This window comes from Bacillus sp. bc15 (assembly GCF_900142585.1).
In the GTDB taxonomy this organism is placed as follows: Bacteria; Bacillota; Bacilli; order Bacillales; family Bacillaceae_G; genus Bacillus_A; species Bacillus_A cereus.
Map to the genome: position 1 here is coordinate 645,901 of NZ_FRBJ01000001.1, position 26,806 is coordinate 672,706.

Genomic DNA, 26,806 nt, shown 5'->3' on the forward strand with positions numbered 1-26,806 from the left:
TGTTTTATTTAAGCGCCAATTTTTACACATATCTTGAACGTTACAATAATTATTTCAATATTGTCGAAACATAAGCAGAAATTTAATATAATAGTTTTAATGTGCTAATGAGCGGTGAGGAGGGCAGGTCATGAATAAAGAAGAACAGGTCATGAACGGTTTCAGGGAATTATATAATAAGCTGGTTTGGCTTAATAAAGATAAGATGGAAGAAGGTCTTAAAGGTTTTAAGTCTTCTGAAGTTCACTGCATTGAATATATTGAAAACAATGCAGATTCTAACGTGACACAACTCGCAGAGGCTTTTTATGTGACTCGCGGTGCTATAAGTAGAATGACTAAGAAGCTCATACAAAAAGGTTTTATTGAAAGCTACCAAAAGTCAGAAAATAAGAAAGAAATTTATTTTAGGCTTACCGAACAAGGGAAAGAAATTTATAAAATCCATGAAAATCTGCACAAAGAGTTTCATGAGCGGGATAAAGCTGTATTTGAGCAAGTAACTAAAGAAGAATTCGACAGTATAATTCGTTTCGTGGAAAAGTATAGTAGACATTTGGATGCAGAAATAAAGAAACAAGGTATACATATTAAATCGTAATACATTTTAATAATGAAATGGCAGCCCTACTCTAATGCGAATAGGCTGCTTTTTCATTATGTCATTTTTGTTGACTAATCAACAAAACGGAGTTATTATTTTGTTGACGAAGCAACAAAGTATTTTAAGGAGAGAAGTTAAATGTCTATATTTAGATCACAAAATGAAAGGGAAACTGAAAAAAGCATAGATAAACATGCTTTACTATTCGGACTTATTTCTGTATTTCTTTGTGGTATAGGTTTCAGTATCATCATGCCTGTAGTCCCATTCTTAGTACAGCCATATATAAGTAATCCGGAAGAACAAGCATTAGTTGTAACACTACTAACTTCCGTATATGCGGCTTGCGTGTTTTTAGCTGCCCCAGTACTCGGGGCTTTAAGCGATAAGTATGGCCGTCGTCCATTACTTTTAATATGCTTATTTGGTTCTGCAATTGGGTACTTAGTTTTTGGAATAGGAGGAGCTTTATGGGTACTATTTGCTGGACGCATAATAGAAGGAATAACAGGCGGGAGCATAAGTACTATCTTCGCATACTTTGCAGACATCATTCCAAAAGAGCAGAGAACGAAATACTTTGGATGGGTGAGTGCAGTTGTAGGTGCGGGAACTATCATTGGTCCAACCATTGGGGGGGGACTTGCCAAGTTTGGTGATACTGTACCTATGTATTTTGGTGCAATCATAACGTTAATAAATGTTGTATATGGGATCAAATATATGCCTGAGAGTCTTGAAAAAAATAATAGGTTGAAAGAGATTACTTTTGTAAGGTTAAATCCTTTTGCACAGCTAGCAAACATACTTTCCATGAAAAGTTTAAAATGGTTACTTGTCTCAGCGTTTTTACTTTGGATACCTAACGGATCTTTACAAGCAATTTTCACGCAATTTACAATGGATACTTTCAGTTGGAAACCTGCATTAATCGGACTTATGTTTTCAATTTTGGGCTTTCAAGACATCTTTTCACAAAGTTTTATCCTGCCAAAGCTTTTGATCCAGCTTAGTGATAAACAAATAGCAATTCTTGGGATGGTTTCGGAGATTATAGGATACAGTTTTATTGCGGCATCAGCTTTGTTTTCACTCTATCCACTACTTATCGTTGGAATGCTGATGTATGGTTTTGGGGATTCAATTTTCGGGCCTTCATTCAACGGGATGCTTTCAAAGTCTGTTAGTTCTAGTGAACAAGGAAGGATTCAAGGTGGAAGCCAATCTATTCAAGCTTTAGCAAGAATGATTGGTCCTATTATTGGAGGACAAATCTATGTATCACTTGGTCATACTGCACCTGCTTTTATGGGTATGATCCTTATAGTCGCGGCAATAGCAGTTTTGTATAAGGGGACACATGCAACTATATAAACTATCTGCACTGTTATTGACTTTCGTTATGAAAGAATCTCTCTACCGGAATCTTTCATGAATCAATTGCATAACAAATATAAGAACAAATAATAGGGTGTCAGAACTTAGGAACAAGTGCTGACACCCTATTTGTTTACAGTTTGAGGACTAAGAGAAATTCTTTTACTTTTTAGGAATTTATATTGTGCAATACTCTCATGGTAAATGACTAGATAGTTTAATTATGCTTGTGCTGAAGTAAATAATGACTCCATTTTTACCTTGCTTTTCTCTCGAATTTCAGCATCTGCATGGCGCATCACATATTTATGCGCTACAGCGATTGCTAAAACATCATCTAATAAGCCAATCCCAATAATAGCAGCTATATCTGGAATGAAATCGATTGTTAATACGTAATAAGATAAAGCGGCTAATATTATGAATTTCGCTTTAGTAGGTAATTCTTTCTTTTTCATTGTGTAGAATAAGATAATACTTTCATATACGCTGGATTTACCGAGGTTTACAGAGCTTTTTTTGAACTTTTTCCAAAGTGTCTGTTTCTCCATATAAACACTCCTTTTACAAAAACATAGATTTTTTAAAAGGATGGACAAAGAAGAGAGAGATTAATCAATTTTATTGTTTTTCTTAATTATATATTTCCATAAAAATAGGGGAATACCTGTTCAAAATAATATAATGTGGATTATGCAACGATTCACAGTGTTCCGTTACATAGTATATATATTGTAAAATGTATGTGGGTGATTTAGTTATTATTATGCATTTTATAAGCGGTATGGGGGAAGAAAAATGAAAATAATAGAACTACCAATTGAATTCGAATTTAACGGGCAAAAACAATGTATTTATCCAAGTTTAATTATATTACATAATGAATTAACGTTAGTCGATACAGGATATCCAAGTTTTTTACCTTTAATTGAAAATGCAATATTAAAACATGGATATGAGATGAAAAACTTAAAGAATATAATTATTACCCATTATGATGACGATCATATAGGATCTTTATATGATTTCAAAGTGAAATATCCAAATATTAATGTTATTGCTAGTGAAATTGAATCTAACTATATTAATGGTGATATAAAATCAGAGAGGTTAGTTCAAGCTGAAGAAATGTTAGAACGTATGCCAAATGAAGAAAAAGAATTTGGTAAATGGTTTATACAACAGTTAAAAAATATAAAACATATTTCCGTCGATGAAAAAGTACATGATGGTCAAATGATTTTGAATAATGAATGTCAAGTAGTGGCAACGCCAGGACATACCTCGGGGCATATTTCATTATATTTTCCCAATTTAGACTGTGTAATTACAGGAGATGCAGCGGTTCAAGAGAATCGAGAGTTAGTTATAGCTAATCCGAATTTTTGTTTAGATATAGAAAGGGCGGAACAGTCTTTAGATAGGATTAAAAGTCTTAAAGCAGCACAGTATTATTGCTATCATGGAGGAAAGCTTACTGTATAAACTAATGAAAACCGGTCTTTCCTAAATCGAAAAGATCGGTTTTTTAGTTCATATATTTTGCGAGTTCAACCAAATCAGTAACATTATATTTCGGTAAAATTGAAGTATATATGTAAAGAAGAATATATATAATTTGAGCAAGGGTATAGGGGGGAGAAGATGGGTTCGTTATTTGATGTAATAGCAGATATCATTTTATTTTATCCTCGAAATGACATGAAATTGAAACACCATATCGCAAAATTAAGTGAATTAGAGTGGTTTTGAAATCTACATGAAGATCCGAAGTATACAAGTTTAATTTGGAGTAATAGAAAAATTAAGAAGTTCATTTTGTCTTCTACTAACATGGAAGCATTAATAAAATCTGAGAAAAAGCAAAAAGAATTTGTTCATCTAGTACAGGATGAATATAAAAAAAGAAGATAAGAATTTTTTTATTTTTCATATTTGGCGAAACAAATGGTACAATGAAAGCTAATGTGAAAAATAAGGAAAAGAAGTGGTCTATTTGAAAAACTTTTTAGAATTAGGAATTAGTGAAACTTTTAATCATACATTACGTGAAAATGGAATTACAGAAGCAACACCAATTCAAGAGAAGGCAATTCCTGTTATTATGTCAGGTAAAGATATTATTGGGCAGGCGAAAACAGGAACGGGTAAAACGTTAGCATTCGTGTTACCGATTTTAGAAAAAATCGATCCAGAGTCTAGTGATGTTCAGGCTTTAATTGTTGCACCAACAAGGGAACTAGCCCTGCAAATTACAACTGAAATTAAAAAAATGCTTGTTCAAAGAGAAGATATTAATGTACTAGCGATTTATGGTGGGCAAGATGTAGCACAACAGTTGAGAAAATTAAAAGGTAATACACATATTGTTGTAGCAACACCAGGACGATTATTAGATCATATACGACGTGAAACAATTGATTTAAGTAATCTTTCAACGATTGTACTAGATGAAGCGGATCAAATGCTTTATTTCGGTTTCTTATATGATATTGAAGATATTTTAGATGAGACACCTGGTAGTAAACAAACGATGTTATTCTCAGCAACGATGCCAAAAGATATTAAAAAATTGGCGAAACGTTATATGGATGAGCCGCAAATGATTCAAGTACAAAGTGAAGAAGTAACGGTAGATACAATTGAACAGCGTGTCATTGAGACGACAGATCGTGCAAAGCCAGATGCACTTCGTTTTGTTATGGATCGTGATCAGCCATTTTTAGCAGTTATTTTCTGTCGTACAAAGGTTAGAGCAAGTAAGCTTTATGATAATTTAAAAGGACTAGGTTATAATTGTGCTGAACTTCATGGTGATATACCTCAAGCGAAACGTGAAAGAGTTATGAAGAGTTTCCGCGAAGCTAAAATTCAGTACTTAATCGCAACGGATGTAGCAGCTCGTGGACTTGATGTAGATGGTGTAACGCACGTATTTAACTTTGATATCCCTGAAGATGTAGAAAGTTATATTCACCGCATTGGCCGAACAGGACGTGCAGGTGGATCAGGTCTTGCAATTACGTTCGTTGCAGCGAAAGATGAAAAACATTTAGAAGAAATTGAAAAAACGCTTGGTGCACCAATACAAAGAGAAATAATCGAACAACCGAAGATAAAACGTGTAGATGAAAATGGAAAACCGGTACCAAAGCCAGCTCCGAAGAAATCAGGTCAAAATCGTCAAAGAGATAGCCGCGAAGGTTCGAGAAGTGAATCAAGACGTGATTCTAGAAATAGCTCAAGAAATGATTCAAGAAATAGTTCGAGAAATGAAAACAACCGATCATTTAATAAGCCAAGTAATAAAAAAGGTAGTACAAAGCAAGGTCAGCAACGACGTGGCCGTTAAATAGGTATTATTGTCAAAGAGTCGCAAAGCGTTGCGGCTCTTTTTTTATACAAAGAAGTCGATACAAGTACAAGGGAGGTGTTAAAGAGTAATTCTTGAAATTTCATTCACCGTATTAAAATATTTTAAAAAATCCATAAAGGAAATAGAAAGTATGGTGTTGTATATGTACGATAATAGGAAACTTTTTGCAAACTAAACATATAATTTTAATAGACCGACAGTCGGTCTAGTGAGAAGGAGAACTTGAATGCGAATTGTAAAAGAGTATGAGGAGCGTAGAAAGGAAATTTTAGAAATAGCTGAGCGTTTGTTTCTTACGAAAGGCTATACGAAAACAACCGTGAATGACATTTTAAAAGAAATTGGTATAGCAAAGGGGACGTTTTATCATTATTTTAAGTCGAAGGAGGAAGTAATGGATGAAATCATTATGAGGATTATTAAAGAGGATGTCACTAAGGCGAAAAGGATTGTCTCCAATCCCGATATTCCAGTTTTAGATAAGTTATTTAAAATTTTAATGGAACAATCACCAAAATCGGGAGATGTAAAAGAAAAAATGATTGAACAATTCCATCAACCAAATAATGCAGAAATGCATCAGAAAAGTTTAGTGCAGTCCATTATACATTTATCTCCTGTATTAACGGAAGTTTTAGAGCAAGGAATAGAAGAAGGCATATTTTGTACCTCATACCCACAAGAAACGATTGAACTGTTAATTTCCTCAGCGCAAGTCATATTTGATGATAGTTTATTCCAGTGGAAACCTGAAGAAATGATAAACAGAGCTAAAGCTTATATCAAAATGATGGAAGCATCTGTCGGAGCGAAAGAGGGATCTTTTGATTATATGATGGAAGTTTTAATTAAACAGAAATAGTGATTTTCTGTTTAAGTATTATCGACCGACAGTCGGTCTAGGTTAAATGAAGGATGTGACGAGGATGCCAGCAAGTATTCAATCTTCCTTGAAAGATTTTCACTTAATGGTAAGTGGTCAAATTATTACTATTTTAGGTTCAACACTATTACGTTTTGCTCTCTCACTATATGTGCTAGATATAACAGGGCGTGCAGATATATTCGCAGGGTTATATGCGGTAACGAGTATTCCGTTTCTGCTAGCACCTCTTGGCGGAGCAATAGCAGATCGTTTCAACCGCCGTAATGTAATGGTCATTTTTGATTTTATAAACGCTGCTATTGTATTAAGTTTTATAGTTTTGTTATTAACTGAATCGGTATCTATTTTAATGATTGGAACAATTATGTTTTTACTAGCAGTCGTTAGTGCAATGTACGCACCAGTTGTAATGGCGAGTATTCCTCAATTAGTTCCAGAGAAAAAGTTAGAACAAGCAAACGGTATCGTAAATGGTGTGCAAGCATTATCTAATATAGTTGCACCTGTACTAGGAGGAATATTATACGGCATAATTGGTTTGAAAATGCTCGTAATAATAAGTTGTCTCGCTTTCTTTTTATCTGCAATTTTAGAAATGTTTATTACAATACCATTTATAAAAAGAATACAGGAAGGCCATATCGTACCGATAATTGTAAAAGATATGAAAGAAGGTTTTCTTTATGTTTTAAAGCAACCTTTTATTTTGAAGGCTATGTTACTTGCAGCTTTACTAAACTTAATTTTGACACCGTTATTTGTTGTTGGAGGACCTATTATATTACGAGTAACTATGCGGAGTAGCGATACGATGTATGGAATTGGAATGGGATTAATTGATTTTGCAACTATATTAGGTGCATTGTCAATCGGTTTCTTTGCTAAAAAGTTACAGATGAAAACATTATATAATTGGATGCTTATCATAGTTTTATTAGTAATACCAGTGGCACTATCAGTTACACCGTTTACTCTTAATTTAGGATACTATCCACCATTTATCCTCTTTATACTTTCTTCTCTTCTAATCGCAATGACTATGACAATTGTATCCATCTATGTGATTACTGTAGTCCAAAAGAAAACACCAAATGAAAATCTAGGAAAAGTAATGGCAATTATAACAGCGGTATCTCAATGTATGGCGCCAATTGGGCAAGTCGTATATGGTTTTATGTTTGAAGGATTCAGTGCGAAAATTTATTTACCTATATTTGCTATTAGTTTCATAATGATATTAATAGCTATAGTGACGAAGAAAATATTAAGAAATGAAGGGAACTAGCTTCATATGATTAGGAGAATGTTAAAAAGAGATTTCTCTAAAAATAAAATGATAATTATCATTTTATTTATGTTTATCAAGTTATCAAGTTTTTAATGGCTAGTGCTTCAAGTAACGTTATAAATCTATGATCGATTGTTTAAAGTATCAAGCGCACCGCACGTCGTACAGATTCATACCGGAGAAATAAATCAAAAGTCAATGGATTCATTTGTAGAAAAAACTCCTTTTGTAAAAAAGTGGCAAACGGCAGAGATGATCCAAGTACAAGTAAACGGGTATAACATTTTTATACAAAATAAAAATAAGGCGAACATAATAGCGTAATAGATATTAGTTCCGTGAAACAAAACGCTAATTTTAATTTTTTATTAGATTTAAATAATAAAGTGATACAGATTAGTAAAGGGGAAATAGGTGTACCGATTTATTTTATGCAAAAATACAATCTGCATATTGGAGATGAAATATGGATTATAAAAAATAATATAGAACAAGAATTTACGATATCAGCATGTGTTCGTGATGTTCAAATGAATCCATCAATCGTTAGTTCAAAGCGATTTGTAATAAGCAATGAAGACTTAGAAAGATTAAAACGAAATTTGGGAGAAAGAGAATATCTTATTGAATTTCAGTTAACAGATGTAAATTAGATAAATGAATTTGAAGATTTATACCAGTCATCGAACTTACCTCAAAAAGGTCCCTCTATTACTTATCCTCTTTTTAAAACACTTAATTCATTAACTGATGGAAGAATACTATCGGGAAATTAGTGTTATGAAAGCTATCGGCATTACAAGTAAAGATATTCAAAAACTATATGTAACAAAATATGTTGTTATTTCAGCTGGCGGATGTATATGTGGATATATTCTTTCACGATTTGTTACAAAAGTATTCACCTCAAATATCGCTCTTTATATGGGGGCAGGAAAAAGTGATATACGGATAGATTTACAGCAATCTGAAAATATAGAGCAACGATTTAAGGGCGTTATATCAAGAATATAACATGTTAGGTCAAACAAACCTTGATATAACAATGTTTGTTTAACTTGAATTTGTAAAACATTTACATTTTATAAATGCAAGTTATCCAAATCAACGTAATTATAAACATAAACATGATTAACACCAATCGGTTTACGTGACATTTGTATATTTTAAGTCTTTGATAAATAATACAATTTAAATTTTGCAGATCAGTAGAATGAGGAAATATGCTTAGAGTATTAGCGAAACCCAACCCTAATCAATTCTTCATCATTTATTTCAATTACGAATCTATATTCTTTGTCTAATAGCCAGTAATAAAAACTGACTGCATCAACGTCAACTAGTGATTGGAATACTTTATCAAGATTTGTACTTACTACAGGGATTTCATAGTTATCCCATATTATAAAAATCTGTTCGTCAAAATCTAGTTGGTTTGCTCTAATAAGGGAAATTATTTGTTCTTTGTTCGAAGCTATGAATTGGTTATCTATCTGTTCCCAATCTATTCTTCCCGAGACAGTTATAGGAAATGAATTCATTAAAATAGTAGCAATCTGCTGGCTTTTTTCTTGGGAGAAAATGAGAGTTTCGTTTCCTAGGGATTCAAGGCATTCATTAAACAAAGGGTTTGTATCATTTCTGTTTTTTGTTTTCAGTGCTCTTAACTTTTGTCGCAATTTCCATTGTCTTGACGATCTATCATCCATTTTTAACATTCCTTATACAATTATTTAAGAATGAGTATAGCATATAAGGGAAGTCTTTATGAAAAGGAACTTTTTAAATATAAATTAAACAAAAGTGTTATTTGAAAAAAGGGCCTTTTACGGAAAGATAAGAGGCCATCAAAAAATATAACAACATAAAAATTTTATATTATGTATATACAATTTGAAAAGTTTACTGGAAATAATAAAATGTATAAAATTCTTATAAAAAAAGCCCTAGGATTAGGGGGGCTAGGGCTTACTTTGTTGGTATATCTCACAAGATATTATAAAAAGAAAAAGAACTTAATGAAGATAACACATGAATGTTTCGTAAATGTATCAAAAAAGTGAACAAAAGCGTTATTTTATTAGAAAAGTATGATTGTATGAAATAACATGTATGAAAGAAGAGGCGTTAGCAAAAATATCCCTTAACGAAATCGGCTTTATTTTTCAGCAAAGTAACCTTCTTAAGTGACTCATGTTGTATAGGTAGCAGAGAAAACAAAAAGAGTTCTTTTTATGGAGGACGGAGAAGTTGTTAGTGAAATACAACTAGGCAAGTTTAGGAATGATGATTTAAAAGCGCGAGAAGAGAAATTGTTAAAATGGTTAGCTGTACTCGGATTTTAAAGACAAAAACTCCTATTGAATATAGGAGTTTTTTCTTTGTTTGAAAGTTCGAAAAGATATATAATAATTTTCTGACTATTAATTTATGGAGGGGTATTAATGAAAACTGAAACGTTACACACACAAGAAGATATTTTAAAAATGCTTGATTCATTATTAAGACCTGCAGAACCATTTTGGAATGAGTTTTATGAGAATAAAGAAAAAGATGTTCCGTTTTTTGAAAATATTCCAGATGAGAATCTAGTTTCGTATATAAAAAAAGAGAGAGTTTCAAAAGGGAAAGTATTAGAACTTGGATGTGGTCCAGGTAGAAATGCCATTTATTTAGCGACTCAAGGATTTGATGTAACAGCAGTGGATTTATCTGTAGAGGGCATTAATTGGGCTAAAGAGAGGGCATTAGAAAAAGGAATAGGAATTCATTTTATTTGTAATTCAATTTTTAATTTAGAGGTTCAAAACGAATTTGATTTTGTATACGATTCGGGCTGTTTGCATCACATTCCACCGCATAGAAGAATAAATTATGTGGATTTAATTAAAAACTCATTAAAATCGGGTGGTTATTTCGGATTAACATGTTTTGCGGCAGGCGATTTAGATGAGCGAAATGGATCAGAAATAACAGATTGGGATGTATATAGAGGGTGGAGTCTACAAGGTGGTCTTGCATACTCGGAAGAAAAGTTACGAGAGATATTTAAAGAATATGAGGTAATTGAGATTAGAAGGATGGAACAAATGAAACAACCGAATGAAATGTTTGGAGAATCATTTCTTTGGACAGCATTATTTAAGAAGAAATAAGAAAGTAGATAATTGACAAACTCATCGTTTTTATAGACAATACACTCATAGGAATGTACGTTCGGTTTTTTGGCCGACTTATGTTTTACATAAATATATAACAAGGGGCTGTCTCCATATGAGTAACACAAATCAAAAAATTACTACGTTTTTAATGTTTGAAGGCAAAGCTGAGGAAGCAATGAATTTTTATACGTCGCTATTTGATCAATCGGAAATTGTAAGTATTTCTCGCTACGATGAAAATGGACCTGGTAAAGAGGGAACTGTAATTCATGCAACTTTTACGCTAAATGGCCAAGAGTTTATGTGTATTGATAGTTATGTAAATCATAATTTTACATTCACTCCAGCTATATCTCTTTATGTAACTTGTGAGACAGAAGAAGAAATTGAAACGGTCTTTCATAAACTAGCGCAGGATGGAGCAATTCTTATGCCTTTAGGTTCTTATCCGTTTAGTAAAAAGTTTGGCTGGTTAAATGATAAGTATGGTGTATCTTGGCAGTTAACTCTTGCTGAATAAAAAAGAAAAAGCGTAGCTTATTTGTTTGTAAAAGATGTTCATCTTGTATGGGATGAAGTTTCTAGGGTTTTAAAGAATAAAGGTATTCTTATTGCTGGATTTACAAATCCGTTACTATGGATCTTTGATGATAACCAAGAACAAAAAGGTATTCTTGATGTTAAACATTCAATTCCTTCATCAACATTGGATTATTTACCAGAGGATGAAGTTCAAGATTACATCGATTCAAATCAAACAATAGAATATGCGCATACTTTAGAAGACCAAGTCCAAGGCCAAGTTGAAGCTGGTTTTGCTATAACAGGTTTTTTTGAGGATGATTTTGGTGGAACAAGGATATTAGATAAGCATATTAAAACATTTATTGCGACAAAAGCTATAAAGTTAAAGATGGATTAAGAATTTTTGCTTGTCATACGGGGCGTTAGTCGAAGAATGCTCTTAAAATAGAAAAGGATGGTGCTTTCCATCCTTTTCCTTATGTATTTTGAGTGTCGAAACTATTCTCAAAACAAGTTTTACACTACCAATTGTATAATTAGGTTATGCTTTTATATTAAGAATTTTGCTGACCGAATCTTTTCCCGAGTTTAGCTAACAATTCAGGTTGATCGCTTTGGCTCATTATAACTTCAATAAAGATAAGTTGATTCTTATTAAAAGTTATATTTGTTAAGACTTCTGCTAATTCTGCTTCATTTTCTACTTTAAATGTTAGACTTTTTTCTTCTGATCCAAATACCATTGATAGTTTATTGTAATCCCACATTTGTATATCATTATAAAGTTGGTTTTGGCCGTGAATGGCACGTTCAACAGTGTATCCGTTGTTATTGATTAAAAATATAATCGGTTTTAAATTTTGACGTAGTATAGTTGATAACTCTTGGGCAGTTACTTGGAAAGAACCATCACCAATAATTAAAATGTTGCGCCGTGATAAATTGGCGAGCTGTGTACCAAGTAGAGCGGGCAGTGTATATCCGATAGATCCCCATAACGGTTGTCCTACATATGCAGTGTTATTAGGTAGAGGGATAGCAGCACTACCAAAGAAAGGTGTTCCTTGTTCTACAATTAAGATGTCGTTTTCTTGTAAGAAATGGTACATTTGCTGCCAAAAACGTTTTTGTGTGACCATTTGTGCTTTTGGATTGAACTCTTCAGTAAAAGGTGATGGTGCTGAAATAAATGGCTTAATTTCAAGAGTATCTTTATTACGATGCGCAATTGAATCACTTAAATGTTGTAAAACATCCTGCATTACAACTGGACCGTATTTTTTATCTATAATTTTCACAGTGTAGGGATGGATTTCTATAACTTGTTCTTTTGTAAAACCTTGTGTGAAGCCGCCTGTAATAGTATCAGTTAACTTCACACCAATACTAATAATACAATCAGATTCATCAATTCTTTTTCTCAAGTACGGAGAACTTACATCACCAGTATAAATCCCTATAAATTGAGGGTGTTTTTCTGGGAATATTCCTTTTCCCATACTTAACGTCGCGATGGGAAACCCAGTTTTTTCTACGAATTGATGTAAATTTTCTTTAGCGTGAAATCGATCTACTTCAAAATCAGCTAAAATTACAGGTTTTTTGGCATTATTTATTATTGAAGTGGCATGTAGAAGCATTTTATCCAACGCTTCTTTATTACTTAAAATCGGTTTATATAAAATTGGTTCTGTAGGTTTATTAATTGGTTTATTATACACATCAATCGGCAAATTAATATGAACCGGGCGTTTTTCATTCCAACATGCGCGTAAAACACGGTCAATTTCCTCAGCAGCATGCTCAGGTGTTACATTTGTTTGTGCCACAGTGATTTCTCGATACATATTGGAAAAGTGATCGAACTTTCCATCTCCTAACGTATGATGGACGATTGCTCCATTTTCCATTACTTTTGTTGGTGGCGTACCCGTGATTTTTATAACTGGCACGTTTTCCGCATATGAGCCAGCAATACCGTTAATAGCGCTTAATTCTCCAACACCGAAAGTAGTAATAAGAGTAGCGATTCCTTTTATGCGAGCGTACCCATCTGCTGCATATGCAGCATTTAATTCATTACAATTGCCAATCCACTTTAACTTTTCATGTGCCACCACATCATCTAAAAAGGCAAGATTATAATCACCAGGAACCCCAAATATATGTTCAATTCCTAATTCGTGTAGTCTATCCAATAAATATGTACTTACAGTGTATTGTTTTTTCAAATGAATCAGCTCCTAATTATGCAATGAATGTTTCAATAGACTGAACAAGTTCTAATGCGTTGATTAAAATATTCATTACTAGATTGTGGTATAATTTACATACAGGGGGAAAGTAGATGATACAACATAAAGAAGAACAGATGAATGAGGCATTAGCATTATTTTATTTTGCATATAAAACATTTACTGAAAAGCCAGATGAAATTATAAAAGAATATGGCATTCAACGAGTACATCATCGAATTTTATTTTTTATCGCACGTTTTCCAGGGATAAGTGTAAATGAGTTATTATCACTATTAGAAATAAGTAAACAAGCTCTTCACGGACCGTTACGTCAACTTGTGGAAAAGGGCTTAATTGAGAGTAATGAGGCTATGCATGATCGACGTGTAAAACAGTTGTCTTTAACAGAAAAAGGTGCAGATTTAGAGAAAAAACTGAGTGATGTACAAAGACAACAAATGGGTGTTATTTTTTCAAAATTTGGTGAATCATGTGAGGACAATTGGCACCAAGTTATGAATGAAATGGCAAATAGCCGATCAGGTTTTGATGCTTGGGTATCAAAACGGGAAATACCAGTCGATCAAAAATAATGAAAAAACTTCTGTTTTTATCGTTTGAAAAAGAACAAATTTTATCCATACATTTGGCAACTATCGTTTGGTCATAGAGTGAATGGATAAAAAGATACATTACTAGATACTTTATACGTGTACGCAATGGAACAATAAAATTCACATTTCCGAAAGGGGAATTATAATGATAAAACTTGTACTTATTCGTCACGGACAAAGTTTATGGAATCTTGAAAATCGCTTTACTGGATGGACAGATGTTGATTTATCAGAGAACGGATTAAGTGAAGCGAGAGAAGCAGGAGCAATATTAAAGAAAAACGGATATACTTTTGATGTGGCTTATACATCTGTATTAAAACGCGCAATTCGGACGTTATGGATTGTACTTCATGAGATGAATCTTACTTGGGTCCCAATACATAAATCTTGGAAGCTAAATGAAAGGCATTATGGTGCATTGCAAGGGTTGAATAAAGATGAAACTGCTCAAAAATATGGTGAGGAGCAAGTTCATATTTGGAGAAGAAGTGTTGATGTAAGACCACCGGCTCTTACTGAAGACGATCCTCGATATGAAGCGACCGATCCAAGATATAAAACACTCAAAAAAGGTGAATTTCCATTAACTGAATGTTTAGAGGATACGGAGAAGAGAGTACTTGCTTATTGGCATTCAGAAATTGCGCCGACATTAAAAAGTGGTAATAAAGTAATTATTTCATCACACGGTAACACAATTCGCTCGCTAGTAAAATATTTAGACAACCTTTCAAGTGATGGTGTAGTTTCATTAAATATTCCCACTAGCATTCCGCTTGTTTATGAATTAGACGAAAACTTACGTCCGATTCGTCATTATTATTTAAGTATGAATGGAGAAGTACCTGAAGGGGAAATTCCGAAACATATTTCTTTTTAATACGAAAATTTGAAATGAATGCTTGTCTACATATACAATATAGACTCATGGTAAAGTGAAATTTTAATCAGTGGGGGTCTTACTGCCCACAAATAACAGGATAAAAGACGTGGTACTTTCTAATGTATATGCGATGTAGCTAATTTTAGAAGCTTGTCCACGTCTTTTGTCATAAAGAGAGCAGCTTGCGCATGTAATGATATCGTGAGTAGTTTTTGAATGGAGGGTGATGTGATTAATGATCTCTAACATTCGAATTGGCTTATTTGTTTTAGCGATTGTCTTTGTAGTCCTTGTTTTCTTTTATTGGAAAAATGAGGAGTTATACGAGGAGAAAAAGCAACGTATTAGAAAGACTTGGTATGGTTTGTTTATCATATCTGTCACCGTGTATTTCATGATAAAAGGAATTGATTTAACCCTCTGGAAAAATCTTTTAATGTTTACTGCAATGGTTATTTTTGTTGATATTGCGTTCATTTTAACACCTAATATTTCTGAAATATGGGGTGCGAAATTTAGCGATATTGGCAAGACAGTTCAATCAATAAAACGATCATTAATTGCATCTAAAGCGAGAGGAGAAATATACACGACAATTATTCAAAATGTTAATCCATCAGTATTCGGTAAGATGGAATGGCATACGGAAGAGGAATATACAAAGAGCTTAAATGCATTTTTAGATTCATATGCGGAAAAGATTGGTGCGAAAATTGTTGTTTTTGAAGCCGCGAAGGAATTAAATACAAACTTTCGTGGTATTCGCTCGCAATTTAGTATTATCGTTCCGTTAGAACATATCGAGCAATTGAATGAGCAGAAAGCGGTGCAAGTAGAAAATGTCGGGATTATACCAGCAAAAATAGTAAGTGACGTTTTCATTGTTATTGATGGAAAGAAAAATAACCTGCAAGATCGGGATTTTGAAAATGTATATAATTTAACAATACATCATAGTTATTTTAGTAAATAAGGACAGAATCTTTTTCTGTCCTTTTCTTCTATACATAAATTAAAAACAAAATCCGACAAAGTTGAATAAAATTGGACAATCATTCCTACACTAGCATGTAGAGGTGATTGTAGTGGTAAAAGATTATGACAATGATTTTTTTAAAGAAGATAACGAAGATACAACAGATTTCTCTTTAATAAAAGGGGATACGTTGCAGCAAGTAGAAGAATTAGAAGAAGAATTAAAAAGAAAATCATAAGTATACACTCTTTCTACATTTGCTATATAATATAAATAAAAGGTTGTATCTTTTTGAAAAGGGGGAGAAGAGATGGCTGAAGTCAATGTACAAAAGTCTTCGTTTTTTAAAGAAAAAAAAGAAGAATCAAATACAGATTTCTCTCTTGTGAAAGGTGCATTAACGGAGAATATAAATCGGTTAGAGAAACTGATGAATAATAGTAGTTCAAAATATATACAGGTGAAAAGAACAAAAGAAAATGCATAGAGCATTTTCTTTTGTTCTTTTATTTAATAGTAAACTTTTCTCTTATTTTTTCAGGCAAATCTGCTTTCTGAATCTCTTCATAGGACTTTACTTCAATTGATGATATTTCATTTTTATTATTATCATCTTGATCTACATAAAGGCGTAAAAACGCGTCTGCATTTAATTTATGATTGTTTTCTTTTTTTGTACTTCTAAATGTAATTTGTTTTTTGACGCCATCTTCATCATATGCGGGCAGCGTATAGTTTCGTAAGTTTCTACCATCTACCTTTTCGATAGTTCCTTCGCCTTTTATCTGCATGTAATATACATCTTTACCAATTCTATTTAGTGACGCTCTCTCACAGCCAATAGTAAAACTAGAAAATAATAAACATAGTGTAATAATTGCTAAAAACTTTTTCATTTTCTTTATCTCCTTTAATGTGTTTCTTTAAAAAGTATACGGCTATTATTAAATGAGAAAAATCGATATAGATTACAATGCCCTTACAATGTTGTAAGAGTGTTTTACAGAAAATGAACAATAAAAGTTAAAAGAAAGGTAAAATAATGAATCATGGTATAATGATAAAAGACTTACATACTATTTTTTCATTTTGAAAGGAGCTTGAAAAATGTATTCTACTTTAGAACAATTAACAAAGCACCCTGTATTTTATCATTTTGCAGAAATTTCAAAGATTCCTAGAGGATCAGGTAATGAAAAGGAAATTAGTGATTATTTAGTGGGCTTTGCAAAAGAGCGTAACTTAGAAGTCATTCAAGATGAAGCATTAAATGTCATTATTAAAAAAGAAGCAACAGCTGGTTATGAAAATGTACCAGCTATTATTATTCAAGGTCATATGGATATGGTTTGCGAAAAAAATCAAGCAACAGTACATGATTTTGAAAAAGATCCAATTGAATTAAGAATCATTGGGGATATGTTATATGCAAATCAAACAACTTTAGGTGCTGATAATGGTATTGCAGTTGCGTATGCATTAGCTTTATTAGATTCAAAAGAAATTACGCATCCAGCACTTGAAGTCGTTATCACTACTGAAGAAGAAACGACAATGGGTGGGGCTTTTGCTATTGATCCAAATCATTTTGAAGGAAAGATATTTATAAATATTGATTCTGAAGAAGATCATAAATTACTTGTAAGTAGTGCAGGTGGTGCGAAAGCTGTTGAAACAATTCCCGTAATTTGGGATGAAACGCCAGCGAATATGGATGCATACCGTCTATATGTTGGTGGTCTAAAAGGCGGACATTCTGGTATGGAAATTGATAAACAACGTGGTAATGCGAACAAAATATTAGGACGAGTATTACGTGATTTATCAGCACATACGGAGTTTAACATAAGTGAAGTTCACGGCGGATTAAAAACGAATGCAATTCCGCGTGAAAGTGTAGCTACAATTTTAATTCGTACAGAAGATGTAGGACAAGTAGAAGAAAAACTAGAATCATGGACACGTGTATTACAAGAAGAAATGCGTGCTGTTGATCCAGATGTTCATGTTACACTGACAAAATTGGATGAAAAAGTTGAAAAAGTATTTGCTAAAGAGACACAAAAGCAGCTTATTTCATCATTATTCTTAATTCCGAATGGCATTCAAAGTATGAGCATGGATATTAAAGGTCTTGTAGAAAGCTCAACAAATTTAGGCGTTATTGAAACGTTGCAAGATGAAATTAAATTACGTAACGAAGTGCGAAGTTCTGTAAGTAGTTTAAAACAACATGTTGCAGAAGAAATCAAATATATTGCTGAATTAGTTGGTGCTACATTTGAAATAGAGTCAGAGTATCCAGAATGGCCATACAATCCAAACTCACAAATTCGTAATTTATTTGAAAAAGTACATCAAGAAAAATACAATAAAGAAATTGAAATCTTCGCTGTACATGCGGGGATTGAGTGTAGCGCATTCGTTCAAAAGATGCCTGAATTAGATGCAATTTCATTCGGACCAGACATTTTCAACGTCCACACTCCAGATGAACATATCAGTATTTCTTCTGTAGTGAATAACTGGGGATTCTTCATTGATGTAATGAAGGGTACGAAAGAATTAGCTAAGTAATAACGACGAAATAAAAAGGAGTCTATAAAAATTTATAGGCTCCTTTTTTGTATTGGAATTTATCCCACTATTTGCCGGGCAGCCCGATTGGTTCAACTAATAATCAGTGGGGGATGAATAAAACCACTACTGATTAAAGTTTCACTTTATGAGAAGTCATTTTTCGTTAGTATGTAATATTAAGCTTGAACAATTAATAAGGATGAATTGTTGATGTTTTTTAGTACTGATGAAGGGGTGGAGAAATGAAGGAAAGAAAGCATTTTATTGTTTGTATGTTTTTATTGTTCTTCACATTTAGTTTTATTGGTGTTCAGAAAATAATAGCAGAAGAAGTTGAATTTTCAGGAACAACAGCTCCATTGAATGTAAATGTTAGAGAGGCAAAAAGTTTAAATGCAAATATTGTAGATGTGATTCCCGGAAATACAAAAGTATCTTTTAAAGGATGGGAGTATGGTGAAGCGGTTAAAGATTACTGGACAGGAAATTTAGATAATCGTTGGTTTTATTATTTTAAAGATGGAAAAAAAGTATATGTAACGTCAGCGTATATTAATGGAAATCCTCCAAATACATCAATAGATCGTAAATTATCTGTACCTAACATATTACAAGAAAGGTCAAATTGGTGTTGGGCAGGCACTTCGGTTTCAGTTTTAAATTATTTTGGGAAAACTCCATCACAAGATCAGTACGTTAGGTATGTTAAGGGTGGATCATATAATAATCCTGCAACTTCACGTGAAATACAATATGGATTATCGGGATATGGTGTTAGCTCAGCTATAAGTTCTGGAGCAAAATCTTATGATTGGTTCAAAAGTCAAATTAATAGTAATCAGCCGATGATTGCACTCATTATGTGGCAAAATGGAGCTAACATCGGACACTTTCTAGTACTTGATGGGTTTTATAAAGGGACAAATGGAACAGATTATATAACATACATGGACCCTTGGTATGGTGATCATTATAATCATAATTTCAGTACGTTCCATAACAATAATAATTTTTGGTGGAGTGAAACTGTTTATAATATCCATGCAAACTAATAATATTAAAAGCGGGGGTTCATAAATGGGAAAACTACTTAAGCTTGTGATACCGTGCATGTGCTTAATGACTGTTATTATTTTTGCTAGTAAAATTAGTTATGCATCAAAAAATAAAAGTGAATCAGTACAATCGATTGCATTAAAAGATTATCAATATAGTAAGGGAGGTTCTTCAGAAAATTTAAGTTTTGAAAAAATAACAACATCTCCATTTTCGTTACCAATCTATGAAACAATTCCAGCACAGCAAATTTTAAATAGCTCTGAATTTAAGTATTTACTATTACCAACAAATGAAAAGCTATGGTTTATTATGAAGGATGAGCAGCCAGAAGGACTGATTGTTGCGAATGATACTGAACCGATTCGAACGGGCGGAGAAAATAGAAGTAAAGATTTATATGGATTATATAAATCAATAAAAAATAATACAAATGAAACAAAAGATATTATTTATTTCGAATTTGAAGGGCAAGGAATATTGGTAGTAAATCAAAATAATGATCAAGAAATATACCTTAGTAAAGGTGCCGCTGCCATATTAAAACTTCCTGCTAGTCAAAAAGTATTGAGCAGTGAAGTAATACAGAAAATGAAAGAGAGAATTGTAACTGCTTTTGAATAGTTAAATATAAACTGAATAAATATATATATGTATTTAATATGAAATTTCATGTACTGTATTATTTTCGAAAATAATACAGTACATGGTATAAAAAGGATAACAAAAAAAGAGTGTAAGATATTATGAAAAAATGATGATTATAGTAGGAATAGTTGATTCTTACTTATTTTGTATAGAGTTCGATTCAAATTGCACTTCACATTTAAAATATTTAAATAATTCAAACGGAAAAGCTTGACCTTCACACTATGTAAAGGTTTACAGTAAGACAGAAAAGGAGGTTAAGAAATGAAAAAAATAACGAATTTGTGTATGAGTGCTATACTAACCACATCTATTTTCAGTGGTTATGCTCTAGGGAAAGGGATTGAGAAAGTTCAGGCGAAGGAAATTGAAAAAACGCAAAGAAAAGATATGAAGAAAGTAGAGGTACGAAAACAAGTAGGAAAGTATACAATGCCAGATGAAAAAAGCAAACATGAAGGAACATGGCTACAATGGCCTCATGAATTTACATATGGGCAAAAATATCAGCAAGAAGTAGAGCCAATTTGGATTCAAATGACAAATGCTTTAAGCAAAGGCGAAAAAGTTCATATTGTTGCATATGATCAAGAAGAAAAAGAAAGAATTACTGAGGTTTTAATAGATCACGGGGTAAATATGGGGAAAATTGATTTCTTTATCGCACCTACTGACGATGTATGGGCGAGAGATACTGGACCAATTTTTGTTTATGATAATGACAAAAATCTAAAGATATTAGACCCAGGATTTAACGGATGGGGAAAGAAAACACCATATAAGAAAGATGCTCGTCTTCGTGAGAATCTTAGTAAACAGTTAGGAATTGAAAGAATTGATTGGAATAAATTTGTTCTTGAAGGTGGCGCATTTAAATTAGATGGTAATGGAACTGCTTTACTAACTAGAAGTGCTGTAACGAATAAAAATAGAAATGCAAAATTGTCAGAAAAAGATATTGAAAAATATATTAGTGACCTTGGGGTAACAAATTTTATTTGGTTAGATGGAGTACCTAACTTAGATATTACTGATTTTCATATTGATGGATTTGCAAAATTCCACGATAAATCTACTATTATAACATTAAACAAAAAAGATTTAGCTGAATGGGGAACGTCTGATAAAGATATTAACAAGTTGTTGCAGGCAAAAGATGCTGAGGGTAATAAGTACAAGTATGTATATCTGCCGCTAAGCAAGAATAATATTACATTAGAAAACGGAAAGCAACTTGATTATAAAGGTTCATATATTAATTATTATATAGCGAATCAAGTTATCTTAGTACCTAACTATAATGACCCTAATGATAAAATAGCAAATGAGACGATTCAAAAACTTTATCCTGATCGTAAAGTGGTGGGGGTTGATGTAAGAGAGCTTTATAAAAATGGTGGTATGATCCATTGTATTACTCAACAACAACCAATTAATTTAAAATAATATATTTATAGTGTTTAGGGAAGTTTTCTATTTCTTATGAGAACCTGTTTATCTATAGGATAGGTAAAGATGCGATGGCATTTTTACCTATTTTATTTTATTTTTTATCCTGCATTAACGGGCAGCTCGAATGATTAAAGTTTCAGTTTATAAGTTAAGTATACCTTTCCTATAAACTGAAGAAACCCACCCTTTTTGAAAAAGCTTAATCAAAATGGATGGATTTTCTACATTAAAAGCTATACTTGCTGTTACGGAAGAAACATTGTCTAAAGGTATGTTTTTACCTTTTAAAAGTTCCTGGTACAATTAGTCTTACTAAAATATCTAAATACAATCTATATTTTTTCTTTTAGCAAGCCATACATGCCCATCACCTTCAGAATTACCTTAAATAATAAAAGTTCAGTGACTTTTCTGTTTTTATTTGTAAATGAACACATTATACTTGGCCAATTATTGTGCAACCTTTTCGAATAAATGATTTTCTTTATTTGAAAATAAGGGTGCATCTATAAAACCATAATGATAAACTAAAATACCTAATTCCACTCTAGAATTAATATGCCATTTTTCTTTAATATGATTAATTATCGTTGAAATTCTTCGAGGGGTAACATATATTTTTTTTGAAATTTCTACATCTGTAAATCCTTTTGCTACATAAATAGCCACTTCTAACTCTCTTTCGGTCAAAATTCTTTTCATAAAATACGCTCCTTCGAAATGATTTATATAAAAATCAAAAGAAACTATTAAAAGAAATAAAGGTGAAAAATCATATTTATTTTAATCTGGCTATTTGCGGGTAGTAAGACTCCCACCTCAAAATTTAGATGTGGCAAAGAAGTCGGACTCCCTGAAAAAGCCTGCCTGGAGTGGACTAATAATCAGTGGGGATGAATAAAACTCCCATTGATTATTAGTGAACCATATTTTAATAATTTCTCGTATTGTGATACAAGTTTGTAAAAGAAACTATAAATCCATATAATTAGTAATTGTAACTATATTAATTTTACATTACATTAAAAGTTGGAAAATATTCTTATACTCATAAAGTGTTACATTTGAGGGAGGAAAGATGGAATTCTACAATCTTGGTATTATTATTAAAGAACTTAGAAAGAAAAAAAACATGTCACAATCTGAATTATGCCATGGAATATGTTCACAAAGTCAAATTAGTAAGATAGAAAAAGGTATTATTTATCCATCTAGCATATTGTTGTATCAATTATCTGAAAGACTTGGTATTGATCCAAATTATATATTTGCACTAACCAAAAACAAAAAAATAAAATATATTGAAAATGTAAAATATGTAATGAGAGATTGTGTGAAACAAAAACAATATAATGAGCTTTACGAAATAGTGAAAAAAGAGAAAAACGAAAATAATTTCCAATCAAAAGAAGATAAACAATTTCTATTATGGCATGAAGCGATTGCTATATATTATGTAAATGGAGCAACAATTAATGCTTTTGACATTTTAAATAGAGCACTAAAACAAACCTTAAGTAGTAGTAACTTTTTATCAGAAAAAGAAATAAGCATAATGAATTCAATTGCTATAATACATGCAGAAAATAAAGAGTATGAGAAAAGTATAAATATATTAAAACAAAGTTTAATTAATTTTAATAAGATAGAATTTCCTAGAGAAAAAGAAATCAAATTAAGACTCATTCATACGTTAACAAAATGTTTACACCTTGCAAATCAATATGAAGAAGCAATAAAGTATAGTGAAATAGGCATAAAATTAGCCATAAATATGAATACTTTATACTTATTAGGTGAATTATTTTTTGAAAAAGGTGCAATTTTATTAAAAGTTCAGCACTCTAATGAAGTTGGTTTAACATACATAAAAAAGGCATTATTTATATTTGAATTAACAGAAAGAAAACAATATATAAAAATGATCAAGGATAAATATATTAAAAATCAAGAATAAACAAGAAATAATTCTAACATAAGTTATTCCTAATTGGTATTTATTCCTAAAAAAAGTGCTGTAATACGAACTATTCCTAATTGTTGTTTATTGCTAAAATAAGTACCGTAATATTAGATAAAAATAAAGGGTGGCATTTTATGAAAACAAGAGGGATTACTCGTAAAGCAGATAGCATGGGGCGTATTGTTATTCCAATGGAAATAAGACGGAGTTTAGGAATTGTAGAAAAAGATTCTCTTGAAATGTTTATAGAAGAGGATCAGATTATTTTACGAAAATATCAATCTCCAAGAGCTTGTGCACTTACAGGGGATATTTCAGACAGCAATATTTCGTTAGCGAATGGGAAGATTATTGTAAGTCCAAACGGGATGGAACTGTTAATAAAGAAGTTACAGCAATATCTTTTAAAATAAAAGGTAAGTAAGAAATTTAAAATAGAATATACTTGGAAAAAGGTCCTCTATCACCATTTAGGGGACCTTTTTATTGTTATCAATAAAATTGAGAGGCCGTAGTTGGTTCAATGAAATACGAATTACCTTATAAATAGTCTGACTATTTTTTATAAAAAAACTATTTATTTACATTTTTTGGTTTCGTGTTATATTTTTAGTGTCAATATATTTATCTTGAAAATTCTGATTTTAAACTCGGGAAAACTTTAGAAAATGAAATACTCTTACTTGAATTGAAAATCATATAAACATAGTTTGAAAGTAAAGTATGAAAATGAATCAGATTTTCAAATTAAATTTGCCAATTTAACGGAGATTCGTGGGGGAAATGTGACTAAGAAGAAATCTCTTATACTCCACGTTTTTTATCTGTAAATTGGTAGTTCTAATAGCTTTGAAGAAAAGCAAAGGAGCAAAAAAGAAGTAGGTAGTTCATTTAATAGAAGATATGGTGTGAAAAAATAAAACAACGGAGGTTTTATAATGAATAAAGGAACACTGCAGATTACAGAAATTGAAGAAATTAGCATTCCTAATGTATTGAAGGATAAAATCAAGAATCTAATAGACCATGAATTAAAAACTCATAATCCGTATACTTGTGATCAAGAAATAGCTGCAAGCTTTTCGAGAGAGTGGCTTAATTGTTTGATTGATTATTCAAAGAAAACTTCGAATTCAGACATAAAAAAACTACTACATATGATAAAAGTAGCGAATTGTGGTGGGAACGTACCACCTACTCTTATTAAAAATATTCCATGTGATCCTATGGAAACATTATTACCTGGGGAGAATCGCAAAGGTTTTAATTATGGTGAAGACGAAGACGATAGAATGAAAAAATATTTTTATGCAGAATGGGTCACATGGCTTTTTGCCACACTTTTTAATTATGATGCTTTAATTCACCCATCCGAACATGCAGGGAAAAATAGATTTCACCTCATTTCCCCTTTGAACAACGATGAAGTTTTGCGAAATGTCGGTGCAAGCACCGGTGGTGGGAATTTTTATCAACATAACGATGCCACAGTGTTTACAGATATGAAAGACCAATCAGATATTGAAGCAAGATTGAAAACATTCAATACGAATTTAGAAATTGTATCAAATAGACTTAATAAATCCGTGGAACGAATAGTGTCTGAAATTACTTGTGGAAAATTTACTAGAGTTGATGCTCTTTTATTAAAAGGAGTGTTAAATTTAAAAACTCAAACTCATATTGGAACGCCAAAATTACTTCAAAAGCATCTTGAAGAAAATCACTTCAGTAAAGATGATATATTGGCGATAAGTAAAATGCCTATTGCTCATATCGCAGGAATGGCGGATGGTGAAATATCTGGATTTGTAGGGGAAATAAACCAAATTATATTTTTGGATGATAATGGTGATATTATTGCAACTTGTTTGAATGGAGCAGAAAATAGATTGATTTATGTGGGAGAAAGTGAAGAAGAAAAATTGAAATTTGACATGTTTTTAGAACTCTTACGAACAACGCCTACTTATAAGGTTCCACTTACATCTGAAGATTTATTAATTATCCCAAATTCATACTATGGTAAACAAACAAATGTAACTCATGGTAGGGAAAGGTTATCTGAGGAAGAATATAAAATCCCGATTGGAGATAATAAGTACGGAAGAAGAATTGTTTGCAGGCAGTACGTTTCCAGCCGATTACGTGATCAGAAAGAAAGTTACTTTACAGATATCATTAACTAGTTTAAAGAGAGGAGGGGCGATGGGGAGGTTTGGGTTATAATAGCTCAAGCCTGCCCCTATTCTTTGTATGGATTTTACTATTGAATTACTCATACTACTATTTTTAGTAGCTGTATTAGCAGGATGGATAGATACAATTGCTGGGGGCGGTGGTATGATAACTATCCCGATAATGTTATTAGTAGGTATGTCTCCTTCTGTAGCGATAGCAACTAATAAACTACAAGGGAGTAGCGGAACCCTCATGGCAACAATGATTTTTATTAAGAAGAAAGAAATTAATCTCAAAGATATGCGTTTGTCCATCTTAATGACCTTTTTGGGATCCGTTTTCGGTGGATGGCTTGTTTTACAGATACGGGCAGAATATCTAATCATGATATTACCTTTTTTACTTATTATTATTGGTCTTTATTTTCTATTATCTCCAAATATAGCAAACGAAGATCGACCGAGAAAAATAAGTATGTTGTTGTTTGCGTTAACAGTGGCTCCATTCCTTGGATTTTATGATGGCTTCTTCGGCCCAGGAACAGGTAGTTTAATTGCTTTAGCATTCATTCTTTTATGTGGATATAGTGCTACAAGAGCAACTGCAAATGCTAAGATCTTGAATTTTACAAGTAATTTCGCCGCTTTGTTATATTTTATTATTTTTGGCCAAATCGATTGGACAATTGGGTTGATTATGATGCTTGGTCAAATTATAGGATCATATATTGGAGCGAAGATGGTGCTTACAAAAGGGACGTCGTTAATACGACCAATAGTGGTTATTGTTTGCTTTGTCATGGCAATTAAAATTTTTTTACAAAATATGAACTAAATGTAATCAAAATATTATTTGGATCAAAGTTAGAGTGTTTTCATGTTCTTATTGCAGTATTACGCTGTTTAAGATGTGTTCAAAATTACACAATTTGACTAGTGTAATGTATTGCGTTATGCTTTTTTTAGTATAAAAGAAAGGCTTGAAGATAATGATTCG

At 32.1% G+C, this 26,806-nt stretch carries 26 protein-coding genes and 4 pseudogenes; 25 read left to right on the forward strand and 5 right to left on the reverse strand.

Annotated features, from left to right (window positions below):
* The first annotated feature begins 130 nt into the window (after window positions 1–130).
* Both BUA87_RS03325 and BUA87_RS03330 read left to right on the forward strand, forming a co-directional pair.
* The gene (locus BUA87_RS03325) at window positions 131–601 is read left to right on the forward strand and encodes a MarR family transcriptional regulator (RefSeq protein WP_001030895.1); all 471 of its coding nucleotides are present in this window, start codon (window positions 131–133) and stop codon (window positions 599–601) included.
* A gap of 141 nt (window positions 602–742) precedes the next feature.
* Window positions 743–1,978 (forward strand): MFS transporter, encoded by a 1,236-nt coding sequence (locus BUA87_RS03330; RefSeq protein WP_000021817.1) that lies wholly within the window; start codon window positions 743–745, stop codon window positions 1,976–1,978.
* A 224-nt stretch (window positions 1,979–2,202) separates the two neighbouring features.
* Here BUA87_RS03330 and BUA87_RS03335 read toward each other — a convergent pair whose 3' ends face one another.
* The gene (locus BUA87_RS03335; RefSeq protein ID WP_000415089.1) at window positions 2,203–2,532 is read right to left on the reverse strand and encodes a YkvA family protein; all 330 of its coding nucleotides are present in this window, start codon (window positions 2,530–2,532) and stop codon (window positions 2,203–2,205) included.
* Window positions 2,533–2,779: 247 nt separating this feature from the next.
* Here BUA87_RS03335 and BUA87_RS03340 point away from each other — a divergent pair, with 247 nt between their 5' ends.
* The 6 genes and pseudogenes from BUA87_RS03340 to BUA87_RS31605 all read left to right on the forward strand — a co-directional run.
* The gene (locus BUA87_RS03340) at window positions 2,780–3,466 is read left to right on the forward strand and encodes an MBL fold metallo-hydrolase (protein WP_072938410.1); all 687 of its coding nucleotides are present in this window, start codon (window positions 2,780–2,782) and stop codon (window positions 3,464–3,466) included.
* Between the two features lie 159 nt (window positions 3,467–3,625).
* A pseudogene (locus BUA87_RS30780) lies at window positions 3,626–3,895 on the forward strand (hypothetical protein).
* Between the two features lie 73 nt (window positions 3,896–3,968).
* Window positions 3,969–5,333, forward strand: coding sequence for a DEAD/DEAH box helicase (locus BUA87_RS03345; RefSeq protein WP_002152922.1), 1,365 nt, complete (start codon window positions 3,969–3,971; stop codon window positions 5,331–5,333).
* A 250-nt stretch (window positions 5,334–5,583) separates the two neighbouring features.
* Window positions 5,584–6,219, forward strand: a complete 636-nt coding sequence (locus BUA87_RS03350; protein ID WP_001223562.1) for a TetR/AcrR family transcriptional regulator — start codon at window positions 5,584–5,586, stop codon at window positions 6,217–6,219.
* A 64-nt stretch (window positions 6,220–6,283) separates the two neighbouring features.
* Window positions 6,284–7,528, forward strand: a complete 1,245-nt coding sequence (locus BUA87_RS03355) for an MFS transporter (protein WP_072938413.1) — start codon at window positions 6,284–6,286, stop codon at window positions 7,526–7,528.
* Window positions 7,529–7,534: 6 nt separating this feature from the next.
* Window positions 7,535–8,461 (forward strand): annotated as a pseudogene (locus tag BUA87_RS31605) (ABC transporter permease); the annotation flags it as partial.
* A 305-nt stretch (window positions 8,462–8,766) separates the two neighbouring features.
* On the opposite strand, the gene BUA87_RS03375 reads toward BUA87_RS31605, so the two are convergent.
* The gene (locus BUA87_RS03375) at window positions 8,767–9,240 is read right to left on the reverse strand and encodes a CDI toxin immunity protein (protein ID WP_000342732.1); all 474 of its coding nucleotides are present in this window, start codon (window positions 9,238–9,240) and stop codon (window positions 8,767–8,769) included.
* A 391-nt stretch (window positions 9,241–9,631) separates the two neighbouring features.
* On the opposite strand from BUA87_RS03375, the pseudogene BUA87_RS31610 reads away from it, so the two are divergent.
* The 4 genes and pseudogenes from BUA87_RS31610 to BUA87_RS03395 form a co-directional block, all read left to right on the forward strand.
* Window positions 9,632–9,876: pseudogene (locus BUA87_RS31610) on the forward strand (hypothetical protein); the annotation flags it as partial.
* A gap of 99 nt (window positions 9,877–9,975) precedes the next feature.
* Window positions 9,976–10,686: a class I SAM-dependent methyltransferase gene (locus BUA87_RS03385; protein ID WP_072938416.1), complete on the forward strand. Its 711-nt coding sequence runs from the start codon at window positions 9,976–9,978 to the stop codon at window positions 10,684–10,686.
* 118 nt (window positions 10,687–10,804) lie between these two features.
* Window positions 10,805–11,212 (forward strand): VOC family protein, encoded by a 408-nt coding sequence (locus tag BUA87_RS03390; RefSeq protein ID WP_000072492.1) that lies wholly within the window; start codon window positions 10,805–10,807, stop codon window positions 11,210–11,212.
* Window positions 11,213–11,224: 12 nt separating this feature from the next.
* Window positions 11,225–11,614 (forward strand): annotated as a pseudogene (locus tag BUA87_RS03395) (SAM-dependent methyltransferase); the annotation flags it as partial.
* A 157-nt stretch (window positions 11,615–11,771) separates the two neighbouring features.
* On the opposite strand, the gene BUA87_RS03400 reads toward BUA87_RS03395, so the two are convergent.
* A complete protein-coding gene (locus BUA87_RS03400; protein ID WP_000745300.1) occupies window positions 11,772–13,448 on the reverse strand; it encodes an alpha-keto acid decarboxylase family protein in 1,677 nt (558 codons plus the stop codon).
* A 116-nt stretch (window positions 13,449–13,564) separates the two neighbouring features.
* Here BUA87_RS03400 and BUA87_RS03405 point away from each other — a divergent pair, with 116 nt between their 5' ends.
* From BUA87_RS03405 to spoIISB, 5 genes are all read left to right on the forward strand, one after another.
* Window positions 13,565–14,047, forward strand: coding sequence for a MarR family winged helix-turn-helix transcriptional regulator (locus BUA87_RS03405; RefSeq protein ID WP_072938422.1), 483 nt, complete (start codon window positions 13,565–13,567; stop codon window positions 14,045–14,047).
* Window positions 14,048–14,213: 166 nt separating this feature from the next.
* Window positions 14,214–14,951 carry a 2,3-diphosphoglycerate-dependent phosphoglycerate mutase gene (gene gpmA, locus BUA87_RS03410; RefSeq protein ID WP_072938425.1) on the forward strand — a complete coding sequence of 246 codons (738 nt, stop codon included), beginning with the start codon at window positions 14,214–14,216 and terminating at the stop codon, window positions 14,949–14,951.
* Between the two features lie 238 nt (window positions 14,952–15,189).
* Window positions 15,190–15,927: a type II toxin-antitoxin system SpoIISA family toxin gene (locus tag BUA87_RS03415; protein WP_072938428.1), complete on the forward strand. Its 738-nt coding sequence runs from the start codon at window positions 15,190–15,192 to the stop codon at window positions 15,925–15,927.
* 112 nt (window positions 15,928–16,039) lie between these two features.
* Window positions 16,040–16,168: a hypothetical protein gene (locus BUA87_RS03420; protein WP_000237818.1), complete on the forward strand. Its 129-nt coding sequence runs from the start codon at window positions 16,040–16,042 to the stop codon at window positions 16,166–16,168.
* A gap of 72 nt (window positions 16,169–16,240) precedes the next feature.
* Entirely contained in the window at window positions 16,241–16,417 is a 177-nt protein-coding gene (gene spoIISB, locus BUA87_RS29850) for a stage II sporulation protein SB (protein ID WP_000852629.1), read from the forward strand.
* A gap of 19 nt (window positions 16,418–16,436) precedes the next feature.
* Here the strand turns inward: spoIISB and BUA87_RS03425 are convergent, their stop codons facing one another.
* On the reverse strand, window positions 16,437–16,826 hold the full coding sequence (locus BUA87_RS03425; protein WP_000713869.1) for a YxeA family protein: 390 nt from the start codon (window positions 16,824–16,826) through the stop codon (window positions 16,437–16,439).
* 211 nt (window positions 16,827–17,037) lie between these two features.
* Here BUA87_RS03425 and pepD point away from each other — a divergent pair, with 211 nt between their 5' ends.
* The 4 genes from pepD to BUA87_RS03445 all read left to right on the forward strand — a co-directional run bounded on the left by pepD (window position 17,038) and on the right by BUA87_RS03445 (window position 21,660).
* The gene (pepD, locus tag BUA87_RS03430) at window positions 17,038–18,507 is read left to right on the forward strand and encodes a beta-Ala-His dipeptidase (protein WP_071714840.1); all 1,470 of its coding nucleotides are present in this window, start codon (window positions 17,038–17,040) and stop codon (window positions 18,505–18,507) included.
* A 245-nt stretch (window positions 18,508–18,752) separates the two neighbouring features.
* Window positions 18,753–19,562: a papain-like cysteine protease family protein gene (locus tag BUA87_RS03435; RefSeq protein WP_000664543.1), complete on the forward strand. Its 810-nt coding sequence runs from the start codon at window positions 18,753–18,755 to the stop codon at window positions 19,560–19,562.
* A gap of 25 nt (window positions 19,563–19,587) precedes the next feature.
* A complete protein-coding gene (locus BUA87_RS03440) occupies window positions 19,588–20,190 on the forward strand; it encodes a hypothetical protein (RefSeq protein WP_071714841.1) in 603 nt (200 codons plus the stop codon).
* 288 nt (window positions 20,191–20,478) lie between these two features.
* On the forward strand, window positions 20,479–21,660 hold the full coding sequence (locus BUA87_RS03445; RefSeq protein WP_072938431.1) for an agmatine deiminase family protein: 1,182 nt from the start codon (window positions 20,479–20,481) through the stop codon (window positions 21,658–21,660).
* A gap of 456 nt (window positions 21,661–22,116) precedes the next feature.
* Here the strand turns inward: BUA87_RS03445 and BUA87_RS03455 are convergent, their stop codons facing one another.
* Window positions 22,117–22,368: a response regulator transcription factor gene (locus BUA87_RS03455; protein WP_044306588.1), complete on the reverse strand. Its 252-nt coding sequence runs from the start codon at window positions 22,366–22,368 to the stop codon at window positions 22,117–22,119.
* A gap of 376 nt (window positions 22,369–22,744) precedes the next feature.
* On the opposite strand from BUA87_RS03455, the gene BUA87_RS03460 reads away from it, so the two are divergent.
* The 4 genes from BUA87_RS03460 (at window position 22,745) to BUA87_RS03475 (ending at window position 26,644) form a co-directional block, all read left to right on the forward strand.
* Window positions 22,745–23,623 carry a helix-turn-helix domain-containing protein gene (locus BUA87_RS03460; protein ID WP_016512835.1) on the forward strand — a complete coding sequence of 293 codons (879 nt, stop codon included), beginning with the start codon at window positions 22,745–22,747 and terminating at the stop codon, window positions 23,621–23,623.
* A gap of 140 nt (window positions 23,624–23,763) precedes the next feature.
* Window positions 23,764–24,042 carry an AbrB/MazE/SpoVT family DNA-binding domain-containing protein gene (locus tag BUA87_RS03465; RefSeq protein WP_016512834.1) on the forward strand — a complete coding sequence of 93 codons (279 nt, stop codon included), beginning with the start codon at window positions 23,764–23,766 and terminating at the stop codon, window positions 24,040–24,042.
* Window positions 24,043–24,567: 525 nt separating this feature from the next.
* The gene (locus tag BUA87_RS03470) at window positions 24,568–25,818 is read left to right on the forward strand and encodes a hypothetical protein (RefSeq protein WP_065228837.1); all 1,251 of its coding nucleotides are present in this window, start codon (window positions 24,568–24,570) and stop codon (window positions 25,816–25,818) included.
* A gap of 67 nt (window positions 25,819–25,885) precedes the next feature.
* Entirely contained in the window at window positions 25,886–26,644 is a 759-nt protein-coding gene (locus BUA87_RS03475; protein WP_000347984.1) for a TSUP family transporter, read from the forward strand.
* Window positions 26,645–26,806: the final 162 nt, after the last annotated feature.

Excerpts from the sequence above, each read along its gene's own strand:
- BUA87_RS03330 (WP_000021817.1), top strand. The coding sequence starts at position 743 with ATGTCTATATTTAGATCACAAAATGAAAGGGAAACTGAAAAAAGCATA.
- BUA87_RS03335 (WP_000415089.1), bottom strand. The coding sequence starts at position 2,532 with ATGGAGAAACAGACACTTTGGAAAAAGTTCAAAAAAAGCTCTGTAAAC.
- BUA87_RS03470 (WP_065228837.1), top strand. The coding sequence starts at position 24,568 with ATGAATAAAGGAACACTGCAGATTACAGAAATTGAAGAAATTAGCATT.
- BUA87_RS03440 (WP_071714841.1), top strand. The coding sequence starts at position 19,588 with ATGGGAAAACTACTTAAGCTTGTGATACCGTGCATGTGCTTAATGACT.
- BUA87_RS03465 (WP_016512834.1), top strand. The coding sequence starts at position 23,764 with ATGAAAACAAGAGGGATTACTCGTAAAGCAGATAGCATGGGGCGTATT.
- BUA87_RS03460 (WP_016512835.1), top strand. The coding sequence starts at position 22,745 with ATGGAATTCTACAATCTTGGTATTATTATTAAAGAACTTAGAAAGAAA.
- BUA87_RS03325 (WP_001030895.1), top strand. The coding sequence starts at position 131 with ATGAATAAAGAAGAACAGGTCATGAACGGTTTCAGGGAATTATATAAT.
- BUA87_RS03475 (WP_000347984.1), top strand. The coding sequence starts at position 25,886 with ATGGATTTTACTATTGAATTACTCATACTACTATTTTTAGTAGCTGTA.
- BUA87_RS03350 (WP_001223562.1), top strand. The coding sequence starts at position 5,584 with ATGCGAATTGTAAAAGAGTATGAGGAGCGTAGAAAGGAAATTTTAGAA.
- BUA87_RS03340 (WP_072938410.1), top strand. The coding sequence starts at position 2,780 with ATGAAAATAATAGAACTACCAATTGAATTCGAATTTAACGGGCAAAAA.
- BUA87_RS03390 (WP_000072492.1), top strand. The coding sequence starts at position 10,805 with ATGAGTAACACAAATCAAAAAATTACTACGTTTTTAATGTTTGAAGGC.
- BUA87_RS03375 (WP_000342732.1), bottom strand. The coding sequence starts at position 9,240 with ATGGATGATAGATCGTCAAGACAATGGAAATTGCGACAAAAGTTAAGA.
- pepD (WP_071714840.1), top strand. The coding sequence starts at position 17,038 with ATGTATTCTACTTTAGAACAATTAACAAAGCACCCTGTATTTTATCAT.
- BUA87_RS03405 (WP_072938422.1), top strand. The coding sequence starts at position 13,565 with ATGATACAACATAAAGAAGAACAGATGAATGAGGCATTAGCATTATTT.
- BUA87_RS03385 (WP_072938416.1), top strand. The coding sequence starts at position 9,976 with ATGAAAACTGAAACGTTACACACACAAGAAGATATTTTAAAAATGCTT.
- BUA87_RS03435 (WP_000664543.1), top strand. The coding sequence starts at position 18,753 with ATGAAGGAAAGAAAGCATTTTATTGTTTGTATGTTTTTATTGTTCTTC.
- gpmA (WP_072938425.1), top strand. The coding sequence starts at position 14,214 with ATGATAAAACTTGTACTTATTCGTCACGGACAAAGTTTATGGAATCTT.
- BUA87_RS03415 (WP_072938428.1), top strand. The coding sequence starts at position 15,190 with ATGATCTCTAACATTCGAATTGGCTTATTTGTTTTAGCGATTGTCTTT.
- spoIISB (WP_000852629.1), top strand. The coding sequence starts at position 16,241 with ATGGCTGAAGTCAATGTACAAAAGTCTTCGTTTTTTAAAGAAAAAAAA.
- BUA87_RS03425 (WP_000713869.1), bottom strand. The coding sequence starts at position 16,826 with ATGAAAAAGTTTTTAGCAATTATTACACTATGTTTATTATTTTCTAGT.
- BUA87_RS03445 (WP_072938431.1), top strand. The coding sequence starts at position 20,479 with ATGAAAAAAATAACGAATTTGTGTATGAGTGCTATACTAACCACATCT.
- BUA87_RS03355 (WP_072938413.1), top strand. The coding sequence starts at position 6,284 with ATGCCAGCAAGTATTCAATCTTCCTTGAAAGATTTTCACTTAATGGTA.
- BUA87_RS03455 (WP_044306588.1), bottom strand. The coding sequence starts at position 22,368 with ATGAAAAGAATTTTGACCGAAAGAGAGTTAGAAGTGGCTATTTATGTA.